Source organism: Streptomyces sp. NPDC003379 (genome assembly GCF_053589195.1).
On sequence record NZ_JBSFRK010000008.1, the window covers coordinates 162465 to 178098 of the forward strand.

Sequence of the window (15634 nt, forward strand, 5' to 3'; positions counted from 1 at the left end):
GTGCCCGTGCCAGGGCAAGCGGGGCACGGGGAGGGGCGAACGGCCGGACAGCGGGGCACGGCGAGGGGCGAATGGCCGGACACGGGCCCGTGGACGGTGACAGGCCACGCTCGAGAAAGCGTGCCGCTGCCGGAACTCCCCGCCCGCCACTTCGGCAACCAGGAGCAGGCCGCTGCCGGTCTCGGCCGCACCCGCCCACGCGTCGACAGCCGAGCCCAGCGCGGCGGCCCGGCCTGGGCGGCGACCGGCCAGCCGCCGCCGTCATCCGGTTGTCCGCCCCCGGCACGGGCACCCGCACCGGCACGCGGTGACATCAGGCACCGAGGGAGGACTGCATGCGGTGCTTCGCCTTCGCCTGTACCGGCTTTTTCCATGCCGACGTCGCTCCCGGCGCACCGACCGTAAGCCGACGGACGGGGCCTTCGGGGCCCGGCCAGGGTATGCCAGTCCGCAGGGACGTTCGTCGGTGCGTGCTGCCGGCAGGCGGCCGCCGTGCGCCATGACGGAACACCACAGGCACCGGAGGGGCAATCCGGCAGACTTCCCCGTCGTCGTGGCCGGGGCGGGTCCGGTGGGGCTGATGACGGCCGCAGAGCTGGCGCTGGCCGGCATCCAGGTGCTGGTGGTGGACAAACGGCCCGCGCCGGCACCCCATCCGCGGGCCCTTAGCCTGCACGCGCGAAGCTTGGAGCTGCTGGACCGGCGCGGGCTGGCCAGCCGCCTCGTCCAGGAGGGCAGGCGCATGCCGTGCGGGCACTTCGCCGCTCTGCCTGTCGCACTGGACTTCTCCGTTCTTGACACCCGTTTCCCGTTCATGCTCGGCCTGCCCCAGACCCGGCTGGAAGAAGTGCTGGAGATGCACGCGCGCGCCCTGGGCGTGACGATCCGGCGCTCCTGCGAACTCATCACCGCCCTCCAGCACGCCGACCGGGTCGAGATCACCCTGCGCACGCCAGGCGGCAGCCTGCGCCGACTGCAGGCCGCCTACTTGGTCGGCTGCGACGGCGCCCACAGCACCGTGCGCGCCCAGGCGGACATCGCCTTCATCGGCCGCCCGGACCGTGCCGTCTCACTCGTCGCCGACGCGGTAGTGGATCGTCCTCCCCCACCCGGCAGCGTGCCGCGCAACAACGCCCGCGGCGTGCTGCTGCTGCAGCCGGTCACCGGCCGACTCACCCGCATCGTGGTCGTCGACGAACACGGTGCCCGCACCCCGCCATCACAGCTCCTGGCGCTGGATGACATCCGTGCCGCACTGGTGCGCGTCTGCGGAAACGACCTGGGCATCCACAAGCCTCAACGCCTGGCCGTGGTGGGCGACGCCTCCTACCAGGCCGCGCACTACCGCGCGGGCCGGATCCTGCTGGCCGGGGACGCCGCGCACGCCTTCTTCCCCGCCGGAGGCCAAGGCCTCAACATAGGCCTGCACGACGCCTTCGACCTGGGCTGGAAACTCGCCGCTCAGCTCCACGACCCCACCGGCAGCGCGCTGCTGGACACCTACGAAAGCGAGCGGCTGCCTGCCGGACGCCAGACCCTGCACAGCACCCGGATACAAAGCCGCCTCATGACCGACTTCACGCCACCCGGGATCGCCCACAAGCACGCCTACGAACACCTGCTGACCCGGCCCGAAGCCAACCGGGCCATCGCCCGCGCCGTCGCGGGCCTGGCCGTCTCCGCCCGGAGAACCGGGCGTACCCGGTGAAGCCTGCCGACGAGTTCCCCCACGCTCTCGTGGCAATCGCCGACCCCGACGGGCCAGGGCGATCGCAAGGTTGCGGCGCATCGGCGCCTTCGACACGCTCACTGGTCCCTGAGCAGAAGACCGCTGGTCGCTCGTGCGGGAAGTACCGCCACTTGGTCTGGGACCTCGCAGTGAAGCCCGCGACTGGGAGTTCATCGGGCTGTTGCTGCCGGTCGGCAGGTTCGGCCCGTACTCCAAGCGGCTGCATGCGTTGGCGTGACGCGGGCGTCTCTGCGGCCCTGCTGGAAAAGGCCTACTCATCCCTCGCCAACCGCGCCCACCTGCGCAAACGACGCATCCAGACGGTGACCCCGCAGCAGAAGGACCAAGCCGCCAACCGCAGGAAGAAAGGCAGCCGTGGCGGCAGGCCCGTCACCCACAACACCGGTCTCTACCGCGACCGCAACAGGGTCGAGCGAGCCATCAACAAGATGAAGGACTGGCAAGGCATCGCAACCCGCTACGACAAGAAGCCCGAGAGCTACCTCGCCGGACTTCATCTCCGCGCAGCGATCATCTGGGTCAACAGTCTCCTGAAGCCTGAAGCCTGAAGCCGATTGACCACTGCTGAAGACAGTCCGTCGCCCCCCACGCGTGGTGGGCAGCACCGGCTCCCCACCACGCCCCTTCTCTGGCCAGCCGCTACGAGCGGCTCGGCGCCGTCCGGGCCGTCGCCTGTGAAGTCCTACAAAGAGCGCATCGCGCAGTTCCTCGCCGACCCGCTCAAGGTCACCGTCAACGTCAACGTCAACGGCATCGCCACCGTCGCCAACTCCCCCGACCTCACAGCTCTCGATCGACGCCTGGCCCAACTCGATGCCGCGACCGCGCCCGCCCCATGCCTCTGGCTCGGGATGCTTGCATCGCTTGGCCGATTCTGGATCGTGGGCGGGGGCGGACTTCCGTAGGCTCGGCAAGACAGGACTCGCCTGTCTCACGAGTAGCCCTGGGGGTTGGCGTGCTGTACGCATTCGCCTTTGAGCGGGTCGGCGTCGTGGTGAGCGACCTCTACTTCGTCAACCCGAATCCGCTGCACGGGCAGGATACCCCCGAGCGCGGCGTGCGGCTGGAGATGCGAGTCTTCGAAAGCGGCGAGTTGCCCGGTTCCATCTACGCAGCGCGCCCGATCACCATCGGCTGCCCGCTGTGGCGGGTAGACCTCCTCCAAGACGCGGACGCCGCCCCGAACACCTTCGACCGGACACACCACCACCCCGACATCGTCGGCTGGGAACCCGGCCCACGGACGTTCGTCGAGGAGTTGTCCAACGAGCCGCTGGCCTGGCTGACCGGCAAGCTGACCGACATCCCCAGCTTCTTGAGCGAGGCCGGCATCTCTCCGGACGAAGTCTCGGCGGCGGACGCAGACAGTCTTCGCTCAGCGGCGCCTGAGATCGTGGACACCGTCCGCCGCTTGCTGGAGCGCGTGTGGGCCGGGGAACTTGGCCAGCCCAAAACCGGTGTGGATTCAGATGCGGTAACCAGCATGAGGGCCAGTTGGCTCTAGTGGAACTCGGACGGTAGCCCGGCTTCTCGGTCCGCGTCAGGTCGTACCGCCGTTTCGCGCCGGTCCTCATATGCCGACGAGCATGGTGGTCACTCGGGCTCGATGCAGAACTGGCGGGGCACCGCGCAGTGGGGTCCGCGAGATTCCTTGAGTCGCCTGGCTGTCGAGGCGTACGTCGAGAGCACCGGGCAGCGTGCTGTCGGCCCGCAATCCCGTGGGGAGTTGAGAGGCGTCGAGACCGTCGCGGTGAGCAATGAGCGTGCCCAGCTCGTGTCGGCTCACAGCGTCAGGTCCCGCGAGGTGGTGGACCAGCCGCATCGGAGACCGCCAGCTCCAAGAGAGCAGCGGCCAGGTCGGCGACGTGCACCGGGCAACGGACATCGTCGCGGAACAGGACGCCGTCGCGTGTACGGGCGGCGAGTTCGTGCACGACTCTCTCGTGCGACCTTGTGCCGTGATCGCCCAGTCGGCAGCCACACTCGACACGTTGAGGACGAGTTGCGGCCTCACCTCGTCGATCACGGCTGAGACGCTCTCCGCGTCCCGAAGGTCCAGCGGCCACCAAGCGGTTGGGGAGACCCCGCTCGGCTCTGTCGCGTACGTCGCGTACTTCGCGTACTTCGCGGCCGTCCTGTGCCCCGCAGCTCCCGCCTGCGACTCCGTGGACGACGGCGCATGGCTCTGTGATCCCGACAGTGTCGGCCCGCGTCTCAGCAACCTCAAAGTCCCCGAGCCCAAGACAGCAAAGAACCGGCTCCGCATCGACGTCCGAGTGCCAGGACACGGCAGTTCCGACGAGCGATGGGCACGGATCAAGGCGGAGTCCTCCGAACGCCTGGTGTAGGGGGGTGGGACCATCCTGGAGACGTTCGACGGACACCACGTCCTGATGGCCGACCCGGAGGGCAACGAGTTCTGCGTCGGCGCAGCCTCTGCGTGATGGGCCGCCGGGGACAAGGTCCGCTCCCCCAACGCGACAAGGCCGCTTGGTCACATCCTCCGCCGGACAGGCCCTGGTCTCCGCTCACCGAGGGAGCGTCACAGGTCAGTGGATTGAGCACAGCTAGTCACCCCTTCGCTGCCGCTGCCGATACCGATATCGATGCCGATGCCGATGCCGATGCGAGGCTTGATCACCCACGGTCCGGTTGAGCCGTCGGTCGATTGCCTGCCAGGCCCGGGTCACATCGCGGCGCGGGTGGACCGCGGGCTGGCGGAAGTCGGCGGCCCCGCGAGATAGCGTCGGCAGTCCGCCTTGCTCGGGATGCGGTCGATCACGTCGGGCCGGGTGCCTGCCAGGTCGGGTGCCTGGGCGATGCGCACCGTCGCGTGTGCGAGGTCTTCCGCGTGGCCGATGAGGTGTACGGACAGGCCATGGGGTCGGGCCTGTTCGATGGACGTGACTGCGACGTCGATGCCAAGGGGGCCGGTCCGGCGCCGCCGACCCGCAGCAGGGCGGGGCGGGGTGTGCCGGTCACCTGGCCTCCTTCATACCGTGCGGGAACAGGATCACCTTGCCGGTCTCGAACGCCGCCTGTGCCTGGAACGCCTCGGCCACGCGTTCCAGCGGCAGCCGGTGCGTGATGTAGCAGTCCAGTTGGTCGCGGACGGATTTGATGAGGGTCAGCAGCCGGCGTGCGTCGTTGCGGTTGATGTCCAGGGTGCCCAGCAGGGTCACTCCGCGCTGGACCAGGTCTTCGTCGACGCTGAGGTCCAGGCGGCCGGGCTCGGCGAGGAAGGCCACTTTGCCGAGGCGGGCCACCGAGTCCACGGCGAGCCGGTGGTAGACGCTCTGGCCCGAACACTCGATCACGTGGTCCGCTCCGCGGCCCTCCGTGGCCTCCATCACCTCGTCCACGGAGGTGCCGACCACGCGGTCACACCCCAGCTTCCGGGCGAGTTCGGCCCGGTAGGGGCTACGGGCGGCGGCGATCACGCGCGCTCCGCGGGCCTTGGCGTTGATGACACCGCCGAGACCGACCGCCCCCAGGCCGGTGATCAGGACGGTGCTCCCGGCCGTGACGCCCAGACGCTCCATGGCACCGAAGGTGGGGCCGAGGCCGCAGCAGGCCATGGCGGCGTGTTCGTAGGACATGCTGTCGGGGATGGGCTCCAGCATCCAGGCGGGCTTCACGGCGTACTGCGCGAAGCCGCACTCCCCGGACTCGCTGCCGCACACCTCCAGCGGATCCTCCGTCCGAGCGCAGTGCGAGTAGTAGCCACGGTGGCACGGCTCGCAGCGTCCGCAGGGGTAGCCGCACAGGGCCACTACCCGGTCCCCCGCCTGTACCGGGGCCCCGGGCGCTGCCTGCACCACTTCGCCTGCCATCTCGTGTCCGAGGGAGTCGGGCCGGTTGCGCTCCAGGTAGATCCCTTCGGTGTAGGCGACGTACTCGTTGCACATGGGGGCCGCCATGACACGGAGCAGCACGTAGTCCCGGTCGATGCGCGGCATGGGTTTGACGGTGAGGGTGGCCTGGCGTGGGCCGGTGATCCGTACGGTGTTCATCAGGTCAGGCATCGGCAGGTCAGGCATCGGCGCCGTCCCCTGCTGCGAGGTAGGTGCCGTTGGCTCCTGAGCGGGCCACGTCGAGTGTGACGCAGTGGAAGGAGCCGCCGAAGCTGTAGACATGGCGGAAGCTGACAGGCAGGCAGTGGAAGCCCCACTGGGTGAGGGCCTCGATGAGTGGTTCCTCGTGGCTTTCGACCACCACGGTGTCCGGGCTGATGGAGAGCACGTTCATGCTCACCCAGGGGCTGCAGAAGTACATGGGCCAGTCGGAGGGCAGGGTGGGTTCGGGTGCGGGCAGGATGTCCCATCCCTCGAACAGCGGGTTGTGCACGTAGCGGTCGGGGTTGACCAGGAGCTTGCCGGGGGCGAGCGGTGCAAGGGTGGCGTCGATGTGCATCGCGTGCGGGTCGTTGACCTCGATCTCGTGGACCCGATACCGGTTGCCGAGGGCGCGGCGTACCCATTCGATGCCGAACCGATTCGTTACGTGACTGCGTTGGACGACCAGGTCTCGGCCGAAGCGCATGAAGTCGGCGGCGTCGAAGACCGGCTCGAACTCGGTGACTGCCGAGCCGCCGTGGCCGTCGGTGGACTGGTCGCGGTACAGCTCGTCGGTCAACTGGGGCCGGGGGCCGGGGACCCACTGGGCGCCACGCAGGAAGTAGTCCTTGATCAGCCCGCGGAAGGCATCCGTTTCGAAGTACCGGCACCGCCATGACATAGGTGCCTCGATGATGGCGTCGCCGACCACCATGAGGCAGTCCCGCGGCATGCCCGCGTACAGGCCGCCCGACGTGGACCAGTTGGGCGTCGCGAACGGCTGCCCGTGTGGGGCGTCCTCCGGGCGGCGTACGCGGATGCCCTCACGGGCGAGGACCTCGCACAGGTTGTCCAGTTCCTCCTGGGCTGCTTTCAGGTGTCCGTGCGGGAAGGGAGAACCGCCCTGTGTACTGAAGGCGTCCCATGCGCTCTGGGGCGTCGTGTCCGTCATGGAGGACTGCCAGGTGGGAAAAACGGCACCGTCCAGACGGCCCACCACCACCTCTTCCAGCGGGTCCCACTCGGTGAAGGAGTGCACCGGACTGGTGTCGGCGCGGCGGGAGTCAGCGGAACGGCCGGTCACAATGTTGCGAAGCATGTATCCACCTTGTGGGAGTCGGGTGAACTGGGATGGATGGCCGGTCTCGCGGTCGACGGTTCAGGCCCCGCTGGCCAGGCCGCCCGCGCTTTCGCCGCCGTCGATGACGAAGCTCTGCCCGGTGACGAACGCGGCTTCCGGGGAGGCCAAGTAGGAGACGAGCGCGGCGATTTCCTCGGGGGCCCCGAGACGGCGCAGGGGGATGTCCGACGCGCACTCTCTGAGCATGGCGTCGGTGTACTCGGCGTGTTGCATGGGAGTCAGGACATAGCCCGGACAGACCGCGTTGACCCGGATGCGCGGGGCGAGTTCCAGTGCCATGGTCTTGGTCAGTTCGATCAGGCCGGCCTTGGTCACGTTGTAGGCAGCGTAATGCGGCATGCCGACCATGCCGCTGACCGACGCGGTGTGGACGATGACGCCGCCGGTGCGGCTCATGAGGCGTGCCGCGTGCTGGGCGACCAGGAAGGCGCCGGTGAGGTTGACTGCCAGTGTCCGGTTCCAGTCGTCGAGCGTGGTATCGAGGAAGCGCCGGCGGATGCTGATGCCGGCGTTGTTGCACAGCACGTCGAGCCCACCCCAGTCCTTGTCGATCCGGGAGAAGGCGTCCTCCACAGCCGCGGGGTCTGCGACATCCGCTGCGAGCAGCAGGCCACGGGCACCGTCGCGTCCTGCGGGTGAACGCTCCAGGGCCTCGGGGTCCCGGTCGAGGACGGCGACGCGAGCCCCCTGTCGGAGGAACGCGGCCGCGATCGCCTCTCCGATACCGGATGCCCCGCCCGTGACGAGCACCCTTCTGGGCTCTTCACATGTCGCCATCAGTCGAACCAGTTGGTGGCCGTGAGCTGGTCCAGTTCCGATGGCAGCGGCACCACGTGGGGTTGGCGCAGGCCCTCACAGCTTGCGGTGCAACGAAAGGAGTGGGCCTCGGTGTTGGGCAGGAGGGTCATCGCGCCGTCCTCGACGCGCGGGATGAACGCGTCGCGCTTGCTCGCGTCGAAGGAGTCCATGATCGGGTCGAGCGGTTGAGTCGCCGAGGGCTGCTCGGCCGGGAAGAGGCCCGGTTCACACACCACAGTCACCGGGTCGGGCGGTACGGCACGCAAATGCTCGTTGACCCGGGCGAAGAAGTCCGGGTAGTCCTGGTGGAAGCGACGCCGGGCTATCGGGAAGCCGCCTCCGATGTTCACCTCTGGGACCTCCAGCCTCCCGGCGGCGAGCTTGGCCTTTACCTCGGCGAGTTCTTCGAGAGCACGCCGGTAAGGGGCTCTGGCGGTGAGGTCTGCACTCTGCGTGCCGGTGAAGAAGGACAGCGCCTCGATGTCGGCGCCGAGGTCCGTCGCGAGGCCGGCCAGGCGGGCGATCTCCTGAGGTGTCGTGCCGAAGCGGATGACGGACCGTGGGGACTTGCCATCGCGGGAGGGTCGCAGCCGCAGAGTGGACCGTAACCCTGAACTTCGGTCCGCCAGCAGGTGCAACCCCCCTTCATCGTCGATGGCGAAGCGAGTGATGCCGGCCTCCACGGTGGCTCGTGCCGTGTCCTCCTCGATCACCGCGTTGACGTAGGCGATCCGCTGGGGGTCGACTCGCGCCTGCACCAGCAGGCGCAGGTGCAGGTGCAGGTGCAGGTGCGCCAGATTGGTGACGTTGTACTCGTCCACCACATCGCGCACGGCTTGGAACGTCAGCGGGTGGGTACTGGCCTTGACCGCATAGGAGGTCCGGGCGTCGAGGTGCTGCCTGAGCCGCGCCAAGGCATCGGTGACGGCCTGTCGGCAGAGGAGCTGGACGGGGGTGGTCAGCTGCTGACGTTGCGCCCACCGGGTGACCTGCTCCAGGACCTTCCCGCTCATGCCTCCCCCTCCGGTCCGCGCAGGAGGTAGCCGAGTTCCACGCCGGTGCTGTCAGCGCTGATGGGCGTGGTGACCAAGCCGTGCTGCACCAGTCCGGCCTCCGTGAACAGCTTCTCCCCAAAGGGCCAGCTCTTTAGATGCTGGTGGGTGAAGTAGTGCACCAGGTAGTACATGTTCCAGAAATTGCGGGCCAGCCCATGCCGCATCACGGTGGGGTTGCCGACCTCGTTGGCGACCTCGATGGCCACGATGTTGATGACCACGATGTTGATATGAGGGAAGGTGTCGACCATCGAGCTGAGCATGGTCAGGACGGTGTCCTCCCCCTGCTGGCCGAGAACATCCTGAAGGACGTAGCCGAAGACGATCGTGTCGGGGGCACACCCGTCGGGGGGCGCGGCGAGGAACTTCTCCGCCGAGGTGTTCACCAGCTTGATGCGGTCCGCCAGCCCCTCGGCCTCCACGTGGGCCTGTGCCTGCTTGAACGCCGCCGGGTCGGGCTCGGCGCCCCAGGCGGTGGCGCCCGGTATCCGCCGACACATGTCGATCACGTACAGGGTATCGCCGCGGCCAAGGGCCAGGATGGTGCGTGGTTCCACACCGGCATCACGTCCGTTACGCGTGCAGAAGGCCGAGCCGTGGCGGAGGGCTTGGCCCACCTGCCCGGCAGGGGTGGCGTAGCCGCCGACCAGGAACGTGTACCAACTGCGGAACTCGGCGTACTTGCGCGCCTCGGGGCAGAGGGTGGCGTGCTCGCCGTCGACCGTCACCACGCCCTCGTTGGCCAGATATTCGACACCGACCTCGACCTCGACCTCGACACCGAACGCCTTGGTGGTCATCGGTGGCGCTCCTCAGGTGGAGGGGTCGTTGTCGTGGTTGAAATTCCTGGTGCGCAGCGCCTGATAGAGCCGACGGCCCGTGGAGGGCGGGGAGAAGAAGAAGCGGGTCTCCTCCCGGCGCCCGAGCAGGCCGTGCTGGACAAAGTCCGAGGCGGTGCGCCGCCAGTAGGGGGGACCGAGGCGCACGAGGAGCGCCAGGTATTCGCTCAGGCTCTGCGCAGGGCCGAACCAGTGGTTGACCGAGACGGAGGCGGTGCATGCCCGGATGTCGTGCCACCAGCCGCGTGGTATGTACACGATGTCGCCCGGGCCGACGGTGCCGCTGTAGAAGGTGATGTGGGACAGCAGGGGGAAACGCGCCACATCCGGGTGGACCACGTCCACCTGGCTGTTGACCAGGTTGTCGTAGAAGGGGTAGGCGGCCTTGCTGTCCTTCCATGACAGCAAGGTCACCGTCTTGTGGCCCGACACCTGGCAGAAGAGGTTGTTCTTCAAGTCGGAGTGCAGCATGGACCGGGTCCCCCGGGAGCCGATCCACACCCGGGTGTCACTGCCTTGCTCCTGGCGGGATCCGAGCAGGCCGGCGAAGTCACAGTCGCGTGTGTCGAAGAACCCCGCCGCCCGCTGGTACGCCAGGTAGCACGGGGATGTCCCGTCGGCCGACGTCATCGCGTCGATGAACCGGTTCAAAGGCAGCGTGCGCTCGTAAGCATGCTGGTCCCGGGGGTACAGCACTCCGTCCCCAGGCAGATCCATCAGCGCCGTCACCTCCCGCTCACCGTGAGAGCGGCGTAGGGCTTCGGGCTGCCAGGTTCGCCGTGCGGGCCAGCTATCGGTCAGATGGTGAAACAGGAGCGGGACCTCGCGTTGTCCGACGGCTCGCCGCAGCCCCTGAGCGCTGTCGTCGGCAGCCAGAGGCAGGGGCCGGACGTCCAGCCCGGCCTGGCGCAGGGCCTGCGCGGGATCGGTGTATCCGTCGCCGGTCAATTCGGTCTGTCCGATTTCGGTGCTTACTGCCGGTGTGGTGAAGTTGGAGGTGGTTGTCGTCACAGCGCGTTCTCCTGCCAGTACTCTGGTGACTGCTGCCGTTCTGGCACGGTGCCGGAGCGGACCAGCGTGGGTCTGTCTTCGAGTTCGAGGCCGCCCTGGACGCTTGTGGAGACGTGCAGGGCGGTGCCAGGACCGTGCCAGTTGGCGCGGCGGGGCCGCAGCCGCAGGGGGCCCTGCCGGGCCAGGCCCCGAAATTCCGAGGTCGGTATCGCGGTGATGGGCCATCAATGCTGACGGCGTTGACATGCACTCCGTGGGGGAAACGGTCCTTGTGGCGGAGGTTGATGACGCGGCCGAGGTAATCGAGCAGCGCCACGCTTTCGTCGGTGCGCTCGGGTGGGAAGAGGAGCTCTTCCCAGGCGGGTGCGCCGCGGCCGTAGATGAACGAGAGGTGGGGCTCGCCGGTGAACACGAGGTGGGGCTCTCCGGCGCTCACTCGGGCGCGGCGCGGACGCCCGGAAGGCAGTTCCGTAAGGAGGGTCCATGGACACGAGCCGGTACGGAGGGAGAGGAAGTGCCCGGCCCTCAGCAACCCGTTGCCACGGGAGAGAGTCTCGCTGCCGTCGTGCTCGAATATCCGGATGGCGAAGACGTCTTCTTCGGATGTCGGAGCCAGGAAGAGGACGTTGTCCGATCCGCCGACTCCGAAATAGTCGTCGAGGGCCCAGCGAGCGAATTCCGACCGGGCTCTACCCTCTGCGAATGGGCTCCATCCCTCATAGACGACGAGGAATGTGTTGCCGAGCAGTGTGTACTTGTCGTAGCGAAGGCCTGTCGTTACTTCTGGGGCCGATAAGGAGGCGATGCCGGCCCCGGGACCCGAAAGTGATGTCATGTATTCCCGCCGCGCGGTCCTGCTGCAGCGGAACGAGGTCGGAAGCCGCCCTTCCCTTTCTTTGCTGGGCTTGGTGTAGCGAGCCCAGCGGCCGGCTACATGGCTTCGCGGAGGTCCTCCTCGCCCTGGAGAACGACTTGGATGCCTTGGGCGGTGGGGGTCTCTGTTGCGGCCTGTGCCCCAGTACTTGTGGTGCCGGGGCTGCCGGTAGATCAGCCGGGAGGTTTCGCCCGTCCGGTAGCAGCACAGGGCGGCGATCGAGTAGCGGCGCCAGGACCGGCCGCGCACCCGCACCACCGGACTCTGCCCGCGTCGGCCCCAGGTGCGGGCCCGCGACGGAGTCATCCCGAATCCCGCCTCGTCCTCGAAGACGAGGAACGCGCCCCGCACCGCCGCGGTCAGCCCGCCTGAGGCCACACATCCTTCTTCCACAGCCCGACGGCGTGCTCGTCGCGTTCCAGGGCTCGGCGGGCAGTGCACCTGCCAGGACCGGCCGTGCCGGTGCATCAGCTGCCACACCGCCGCCGGCGAACACTCCAGACCGGCCGCCCGCAAGACCAGTGCCCGGGAGCGGACCAGCGTCCAGCGCTGGTCCTCCCCGCCGTGCACGGCTGTCCCTCGGGCCAACTCCTTCTCGAGGTCGGCGAACCGGTCATCGGTCAGCTTGGGCGGCTTCGGCGGCCCGGCGGACTCCAGCGCCACCGTCCCACCCCGGCGCCAGGCCCGCCGCCAGCGTTCCACCGACCGCTCGCTCACCCGCAGTCCCTTCGCGATCGCCGCGTTCTTCCCACCCCGCGCGAACTGCCCGCCGGCCTCGAACCGGATCCGTTCACGCGCTTGCTGCCTTTTCCGCGGTCAGCCTGGCGCCCTGCGCATACCGCATACCACCGGCCTACCGCAGGGATCACCACCCGTCACCCTCCCCGACAACACACCGAGGAAGTCAGTAGCGGGAGTCCGCTAATTGGTACGCGGCCCGGTTCGACGACCTCTTCTTCAGCCTGACTCAGCGGCGAGGTCTCCGCGAGTACCCTGCCTGGCAGGGGCTGAGCCGGTGGCCGGCGCGGGAATGCCGGGGGTACAGCGGCTGCAGTTCTTCCTGTCCGAGTCTCCCTGGGAGGCGGAGCAGGTCAACGACCGGCGGCTTGGGGCCGCTGCTTGAGCAAGCGGCGACGGCTCCGTACGACGGCGGGGTCATCATGATCGACGACTCTGGGGATCGCAAGAACGGCACGGCCACTGCCAACGTGGGCCGGCAGTGGCTGGGCCGGTTGGGCAAGACCGTCCATAGCATCGTCACGGTGACCACAGTGTGGACCGACGCCGCGTCTACTACCCGCTGCACGCCACTCCTTACACCCCCGCCCACCACTTCGCCCGCTCCCGGTCCGACCCGGCCTTCCGTACGAAACCACAACGGGCCGCCGCTCTGGCGGCCCGGGGGAAGGAGGCGGGCTTCGGCTGCCGGGCAGTGGTCGCCGACAGCGCCTACTCCGTCAGCGACGACTGCTACCTCACCCTGCGCGAGGCCGACCTGGCCTACGTGGTAGCCCTCAAACCGCATCGCGGCACCTGGGCCCCGGCCGGCCAGCCGTACACCCCCATCGCGCCCCATACCCCCTGACCTGGAAGAACGCCGACCATCCCGGCGACTGGACACCGGTGAAGCGTCACTTCCGCGACGGGCACACCGAGACCTGGTGGGCCGCGGATGCCCAACTGGGCGGTTACGCCCCCACTCACCCTGCCGGCTTGTCGTGGCCACCACCGATCCAGCCACCCTGCCGGAGAAGACCACCTGGTACCTGGCCACCAACCTGCCCCACCCCCGAAACGGACAATCGGCAGGTAACCGCAGGGCCTTTCCAGGGCATCACCTTCGCGCGGGACGGGGGAAACGCCGTGATCGCGAGGGATCTGCGGGGCAGTGAGCGGTGGGTGCTACGGCTGGGGCACGACGCCGTGGTGCACTTCATCGCCGAGTCGCATGTCGACCGCTCGCTGGAATCCGCCGATCCGTTCGTACGGACGAATGTCGGCGACACACAGACACTGCTGAGCAGTTGCCTGGAAGCGGGCGTGCAGCGAGTGGTGCACGCCTCGACCGATGAGGTGTACGGCTCCATCGCCGAGGGGTCGTGGATGGAGGATTCCCCGCTGCTGCCAACTCCGCCTACGCGGCATCCAAGGCAGCGTCTGACCTGATGGCCCCGGCTCTTCGGCTTGTCCCGCCGGGCGCGGTACGCGCCGGGCAGCCAGTCGTCGCGGTGACCGGCTGCCGGGCTCGGGCAGAGCGTCAGAGCTTCGGAGCTTCGGAGCTTCGGAGCTTCGGAGCTTTTTTGTAGCTTCAGAGCTTGCGCAGCTTGGTTGTGTAGACGTGGTTGGCGATCTTCTCGCCGAGAACCAGTCCGTCCTCGGCGTCCCACGGGAAGTGGACGCCGAGCCAGACCCGGCTCTCGGCGTCCTCGCGGGCAGCCTGACTGAAGCTGGTGAACGAGCGGGACTTGACCGGGGACTGCGGTTCATCGGTGGTCATGGTGAAGGCGATGTCGTCGTTGTTGAAGTAGCGTTTCATCACCCCGGCCCAGGAGGCACCGAAGGTGGCGTGTCCGGAGGCCCAGGCCGGGAAGCACGGGGTGAAGTTCACTCCGGCCCGCGTCTTGAGCAGAGGCTTCCACTCGCGGTCGAGGCCGCTGTCCCGGATGGCGGAGACCGGCCGCCACAGGTCGATCGAGGTCAGGTACTTCACGTCCCTCACCGCGATTCCGGCGTCCGCCATCGCGATCGAGACGAGTGCGAACAGCCGGGCGTTTGCGTACGTGTTGAGTTTACGCTGGGTCGCGACCTCACGAGTGGCCTGGAGCAGCTGGCCCGGCGGCTTGTACGTGCCGTCCTCGTCGTTCGCCCAGAACCAGGCCGCCGCTTCCTGCTCCAGCGTGCGCTTGATGACTGGGGTCTTGGCGGTGGGCCCGTCGGCGCCTGTCGTGCGCACCGCCTCGAGCTGCTGCTTGTACGCGTCACTGGCCAGCAACTTCTCGTACGTGCCGTACAAGCCGGGGGCCGGCGGCCGGAACTGCGAGCCCGAAGTCAGCGCGAAGGGTTTGACCTGACCCCAGAACGGAGACACGGCCTGGCTGGCCTGGGTACAGTCGGGGTCGACCATGTCGGGGTAGCTGGTGGGCCGCCAGGCGCCGGGCTTGTTGTCTGCGACGTACGTTTCGTTGTTGTCGGAGCCGTCGCCGTTGCGGGCGTCCCGCATCTGCTTGACCATCGGCCCGACGATCGTGGTATCGAGGAGGTCGAACTCGGTCGGCTCGGTGCCGAAGCGCTCACGGAACCGGGCGTCCAGGTAGTGGGTCTGCCCCGGGTAGAGCCCGAGCAGCACGTTATACGCCGTGCGGCCGATGACCCGCTCCTCCTCATGCGGTCCCTCGACCCAACCCGCGTATTTGTCGGCGCGGATGTAGGGCTCGGAAGTGATCTTGCCCTTCCACTTGAGCTGGTACGAGGACTCCGCGTCGTAGACGGCGGCGTTCAGCATCGCGGCGGATCTGGCCATCGGGCCGGGACCGCCGCCCTCTCTTCGTACGACCTCCAGGAGCACGTCATTCCAGTAGTGCACCGGGTCCGCGATGGTCTGCGGCGGCAGCGCCGCATGGGCCGGTTGCGGCACCGCGGTCAGCGTGGTGCCCGCCGCGGTCAGAGCCACGGCGATCACCAGGGCCCGGCGCCAGTGCGCCGTCCGCTTGTCGTTGACGGTCCGAGTGTGCATGGGCATGGTCAAACCCCCCTGATCACAATCCTGATCGAGCACCACCGGAGCGGTGGCGGCGCGATCCTCGCCCCGGCGCACCGACGGCACAGACCGCTCCCGGCGGAATGTCCGACCCCGGGCATATGCTTGTCCGAAACCCGTCACCGGCCAGCGGAAGACGCTCCGCTGAGCAGCGGTCACACGCGTCCATCAGAAGAACGCAAAGTTCCTTGGCGCCTTGCGCCCAGGCGGTTCACCGTCCGTGCTCAACAGGCCGCGTGGCAACCCGAATTACCGTGACGCTCCGGGCCCGGCCGAAGAGGCCGTCGGCGACCGGAGGCAAGGCCCGTTCGCCATTCCCATGGGGCCAGCGGATGAGCCAAGGGGCCATCGCCA

At 68.4% G+C, this 15634-nt stretch carries 11 protein-coding genes and 6 pseudogenes; 8 read left to right on the forward strand and 9 right to left on the reverse strand.

Annotated features, from left to right (window positions below; all coding sequences use genetic code 11):
• Positions 1 to 499: 499 nt before the first annotated feature.
• From ACWDVB_RS10325 to ACWDVB_RS10340, 4 genes and pseudogenes are all read left to right on the forward strand, one after another.
• Positions 500 to 1708, forward strand: a complete 1209-nt coding sequence (locus ACWDVB_RS10325; protein ID WP_451514321.1) for an FAD-dependent monooxygenase — start codon at positions 500 to 502, stop codon at positions 1706 to 1708.
• 227 nt (positions 1709 to 1935) lie between these two features.
• Positions 1936 to 2298: pseudogene (locus ACWDVB_RS10330) on the forward strand (IS5 family transposase); the annotation flags it as partial.
• A 126-nt stretch (positions 2299 to 2424) separates the two neighbouring features.
• Complete coding sequence (locus ACWDVB_RS10335) at positions 2425 to 2655, forward strand: hypothetical protein (RefSeq protein ID WP_451514320.1); 231 nt, start codon at positions 2425 to 2427, stop codon at positions 2653 to 2655.
• 50 nt (positions 2656 to 2705) lie between these two features.
• Positions 2706 to 3254, forward strand: coding sequence for a hypothetical protein (locus ACWDVB_RS10340; RefSeq protein ID WP_451514319.1), 549 nt, complete (start codon positions 2706 to 2708; stop codon positions 3252 to 3254).
• Between the two features lie 66 nt (positions 3255 to 3320).
• Here the strand turns inward: ACWDVB_RS10340 and ACWDVB_RS10345 are convergent.
• Positions 3321 to 3950 (reverse strand): annotated as a pseudogene (locus ACWDVB_RS10345) (hypothetical protein).
• Here ACWDVB_RS10345 and ACWDVB_RS10350 point away from each other — a divergent pair.
• Positions 3901 to 4194: pseudogene (locus ACWDVB_RS10350) on the forward strand (VOC family protein); the annotation flags it as partial. The pseudogenes ACWDVB_RS10345 and ACWDVB_RS10350 sit on opposite strands and share 50 nt — an antisense overlap.
• Before the next feature lie 534 nt (positions 4195 to 4728).
• Here ACWDVB_RS10350 and ACWDVB_RS10355 read toward each other — a convergent pair.
• The 6 genes from ACWDVB_RS10355 to ACWDVB_RS10380 are packed head-to-tail and all read right to left on the reverse strand — an operon-like array spanning position 4729 to position 10649.
• Complete coding sequence (locus ACWDVB_RS10355) at positions 4729 to 5790, reverse strand: zinc-dependent alcohol dehydrogenase (protein ID WP_451514318.1); 1062 nt, start codon at positions 5788 to 5790, stop codon at positions 4729 to 4731.
• Positions 5783 to 6904 carry an amidinotransferase gene (locus ACWDVB_RS10360; protein WP_451514317.1) on the reverse strand — a complete coding sequence of 374 codons (1122 nt, stop codon included), beginning with the start codon at positions 6902 to 6904 and terminating at the stop codon, positions 5783 to 5785. The genes ACWDVB_RS10355 and ACWDVB_RS10360 overlap by 8 nt, the downstream gene beginning before the upstream one ends.
• A gap of 60 nt (positions 6905 to 6964) precedes the next feature.
• The gene (locus tag ACWDVB_RS10365) at positions 6965 to 7696 is read right to left on the reverse strand and encodes an SDR family NAD(P)-dependent oxidoreductase (protein WP_451514316.1); all 732 of its coding nucleotides are present in this window, start codon (positions 7694 to 7696) and stop codon (positions 6965 to 6967) included.
• Between the two features lie 26 nt (positions 7697 to 7722).
• The gene (locus ACWDVB_RS10370) at positions 7723 to 8757 is read right to left on the reverse strand and encodes a hypothetical protein (protein ID WP_451514315.1); all 1035 of its coding nucleotides are present in this window, start codon (positions 8755 to 8757) and stop codon (positions 7723 to 7725) included.
• The gene (locus ACWDVB_RS10375; protein ID WP_451514314.1) at positions 8754 to 9599 is read right to left on the reverse strand and encodes a hypothetical protein; all 846 of its coding nucleotides are present in this window, start codon (positions 9597 to 9599) and stop codon (positions 8754 to 8756) included. Before ACWDVB_RS10375 ends, ACWDVB_RS10370 begins: the two co-directional genes overlap by 4 nt.
• Before the next feature lie 12 nt (positions 9600 to 9611).
• Positions 9612 to 10649 (reverse strand): cupin-like domain-containing protein, encoded by a 1038-nt coding sequence (locus tag ACWDVB_RS10380; protein ID WP_451514313.1) that lies wholly within the window; start codon positions 10647 to 10649, stop codon positions 9612 to 9614.
• A 253-nt stretch (positions 10650 to 10902) separates the two neighbouring features.
• Here ACWDVB_RS10380 and ACWDVB_RS10385 point away from each other — a divergent pair, with 253 nt between their 5' ends.
• Positions 10903 to 11445: a hypothetical protein gene (locus ACWDVB_RS10385; RefSeq protein WP_451514449.1), complete on the forward strand. Its 543-nt coding sequence runs from the start codon at positions 10903 to 10905 to the stop codon at positions 11443 to 11445.
• Positions 11446 to 11649: 204 nt separating this feature from the next.
• Here ACWDVB_RS10385 and ACWDVB_RS10390 read toward each other — a convergent pair.
• Positions 11650 to 12367 (reverse strand): annotated as a pseudogene (locus ACWDVB_RS10390) (IS630 family transposase); the annotation flags it as partial.
• An 85-nt stretch (positions 12368 to 12452) separates the two neighbouring features.
• On the opposite strand from ACWDVB_RS10390, the pseudogene ACWDVB_RS10395 reads away from it, so the two are divergent.
• Both ACWDVB_RS10395 and ACWDVB_RS10400 read left to right on the forward strand, forming a co-directional pair.
• Positions 12453 to 13313, forward strand: a pseudogene (locus ACWDVB_RS10395) (IS701 family transposase); the annotation flags it as partial.
• Positions 13314 to 13434: 121 nt separating this feature from the next.
• Positions 13435 to 13700, forward strand: a pseudogene (locus ACWDVB_RS10400) (GDP-mannose 4,6-dehydratase); the annotation flags it as partial.
• A 131-nt stretch (positions 13701 to 13831) separates the two neighbouring features.
• Here ACWDVB_RS10400 and ACWDVB_RS10405 read toward each other — a convergent pair.
• Positions 13832 to 15262 (reverse strand): vanadium-dependent haloperoxidase, encoded by a 1431-nt coding sequence (locus ACWDVB_RS10405; protein WP_451514312.1) that lies wholly within the window; start codon positions 15260 to 15262, stop codon positions 13832 to 13834.
• Between the last annotated feature and the right edge of the window lie 372 nt (positions 15263 to 15634).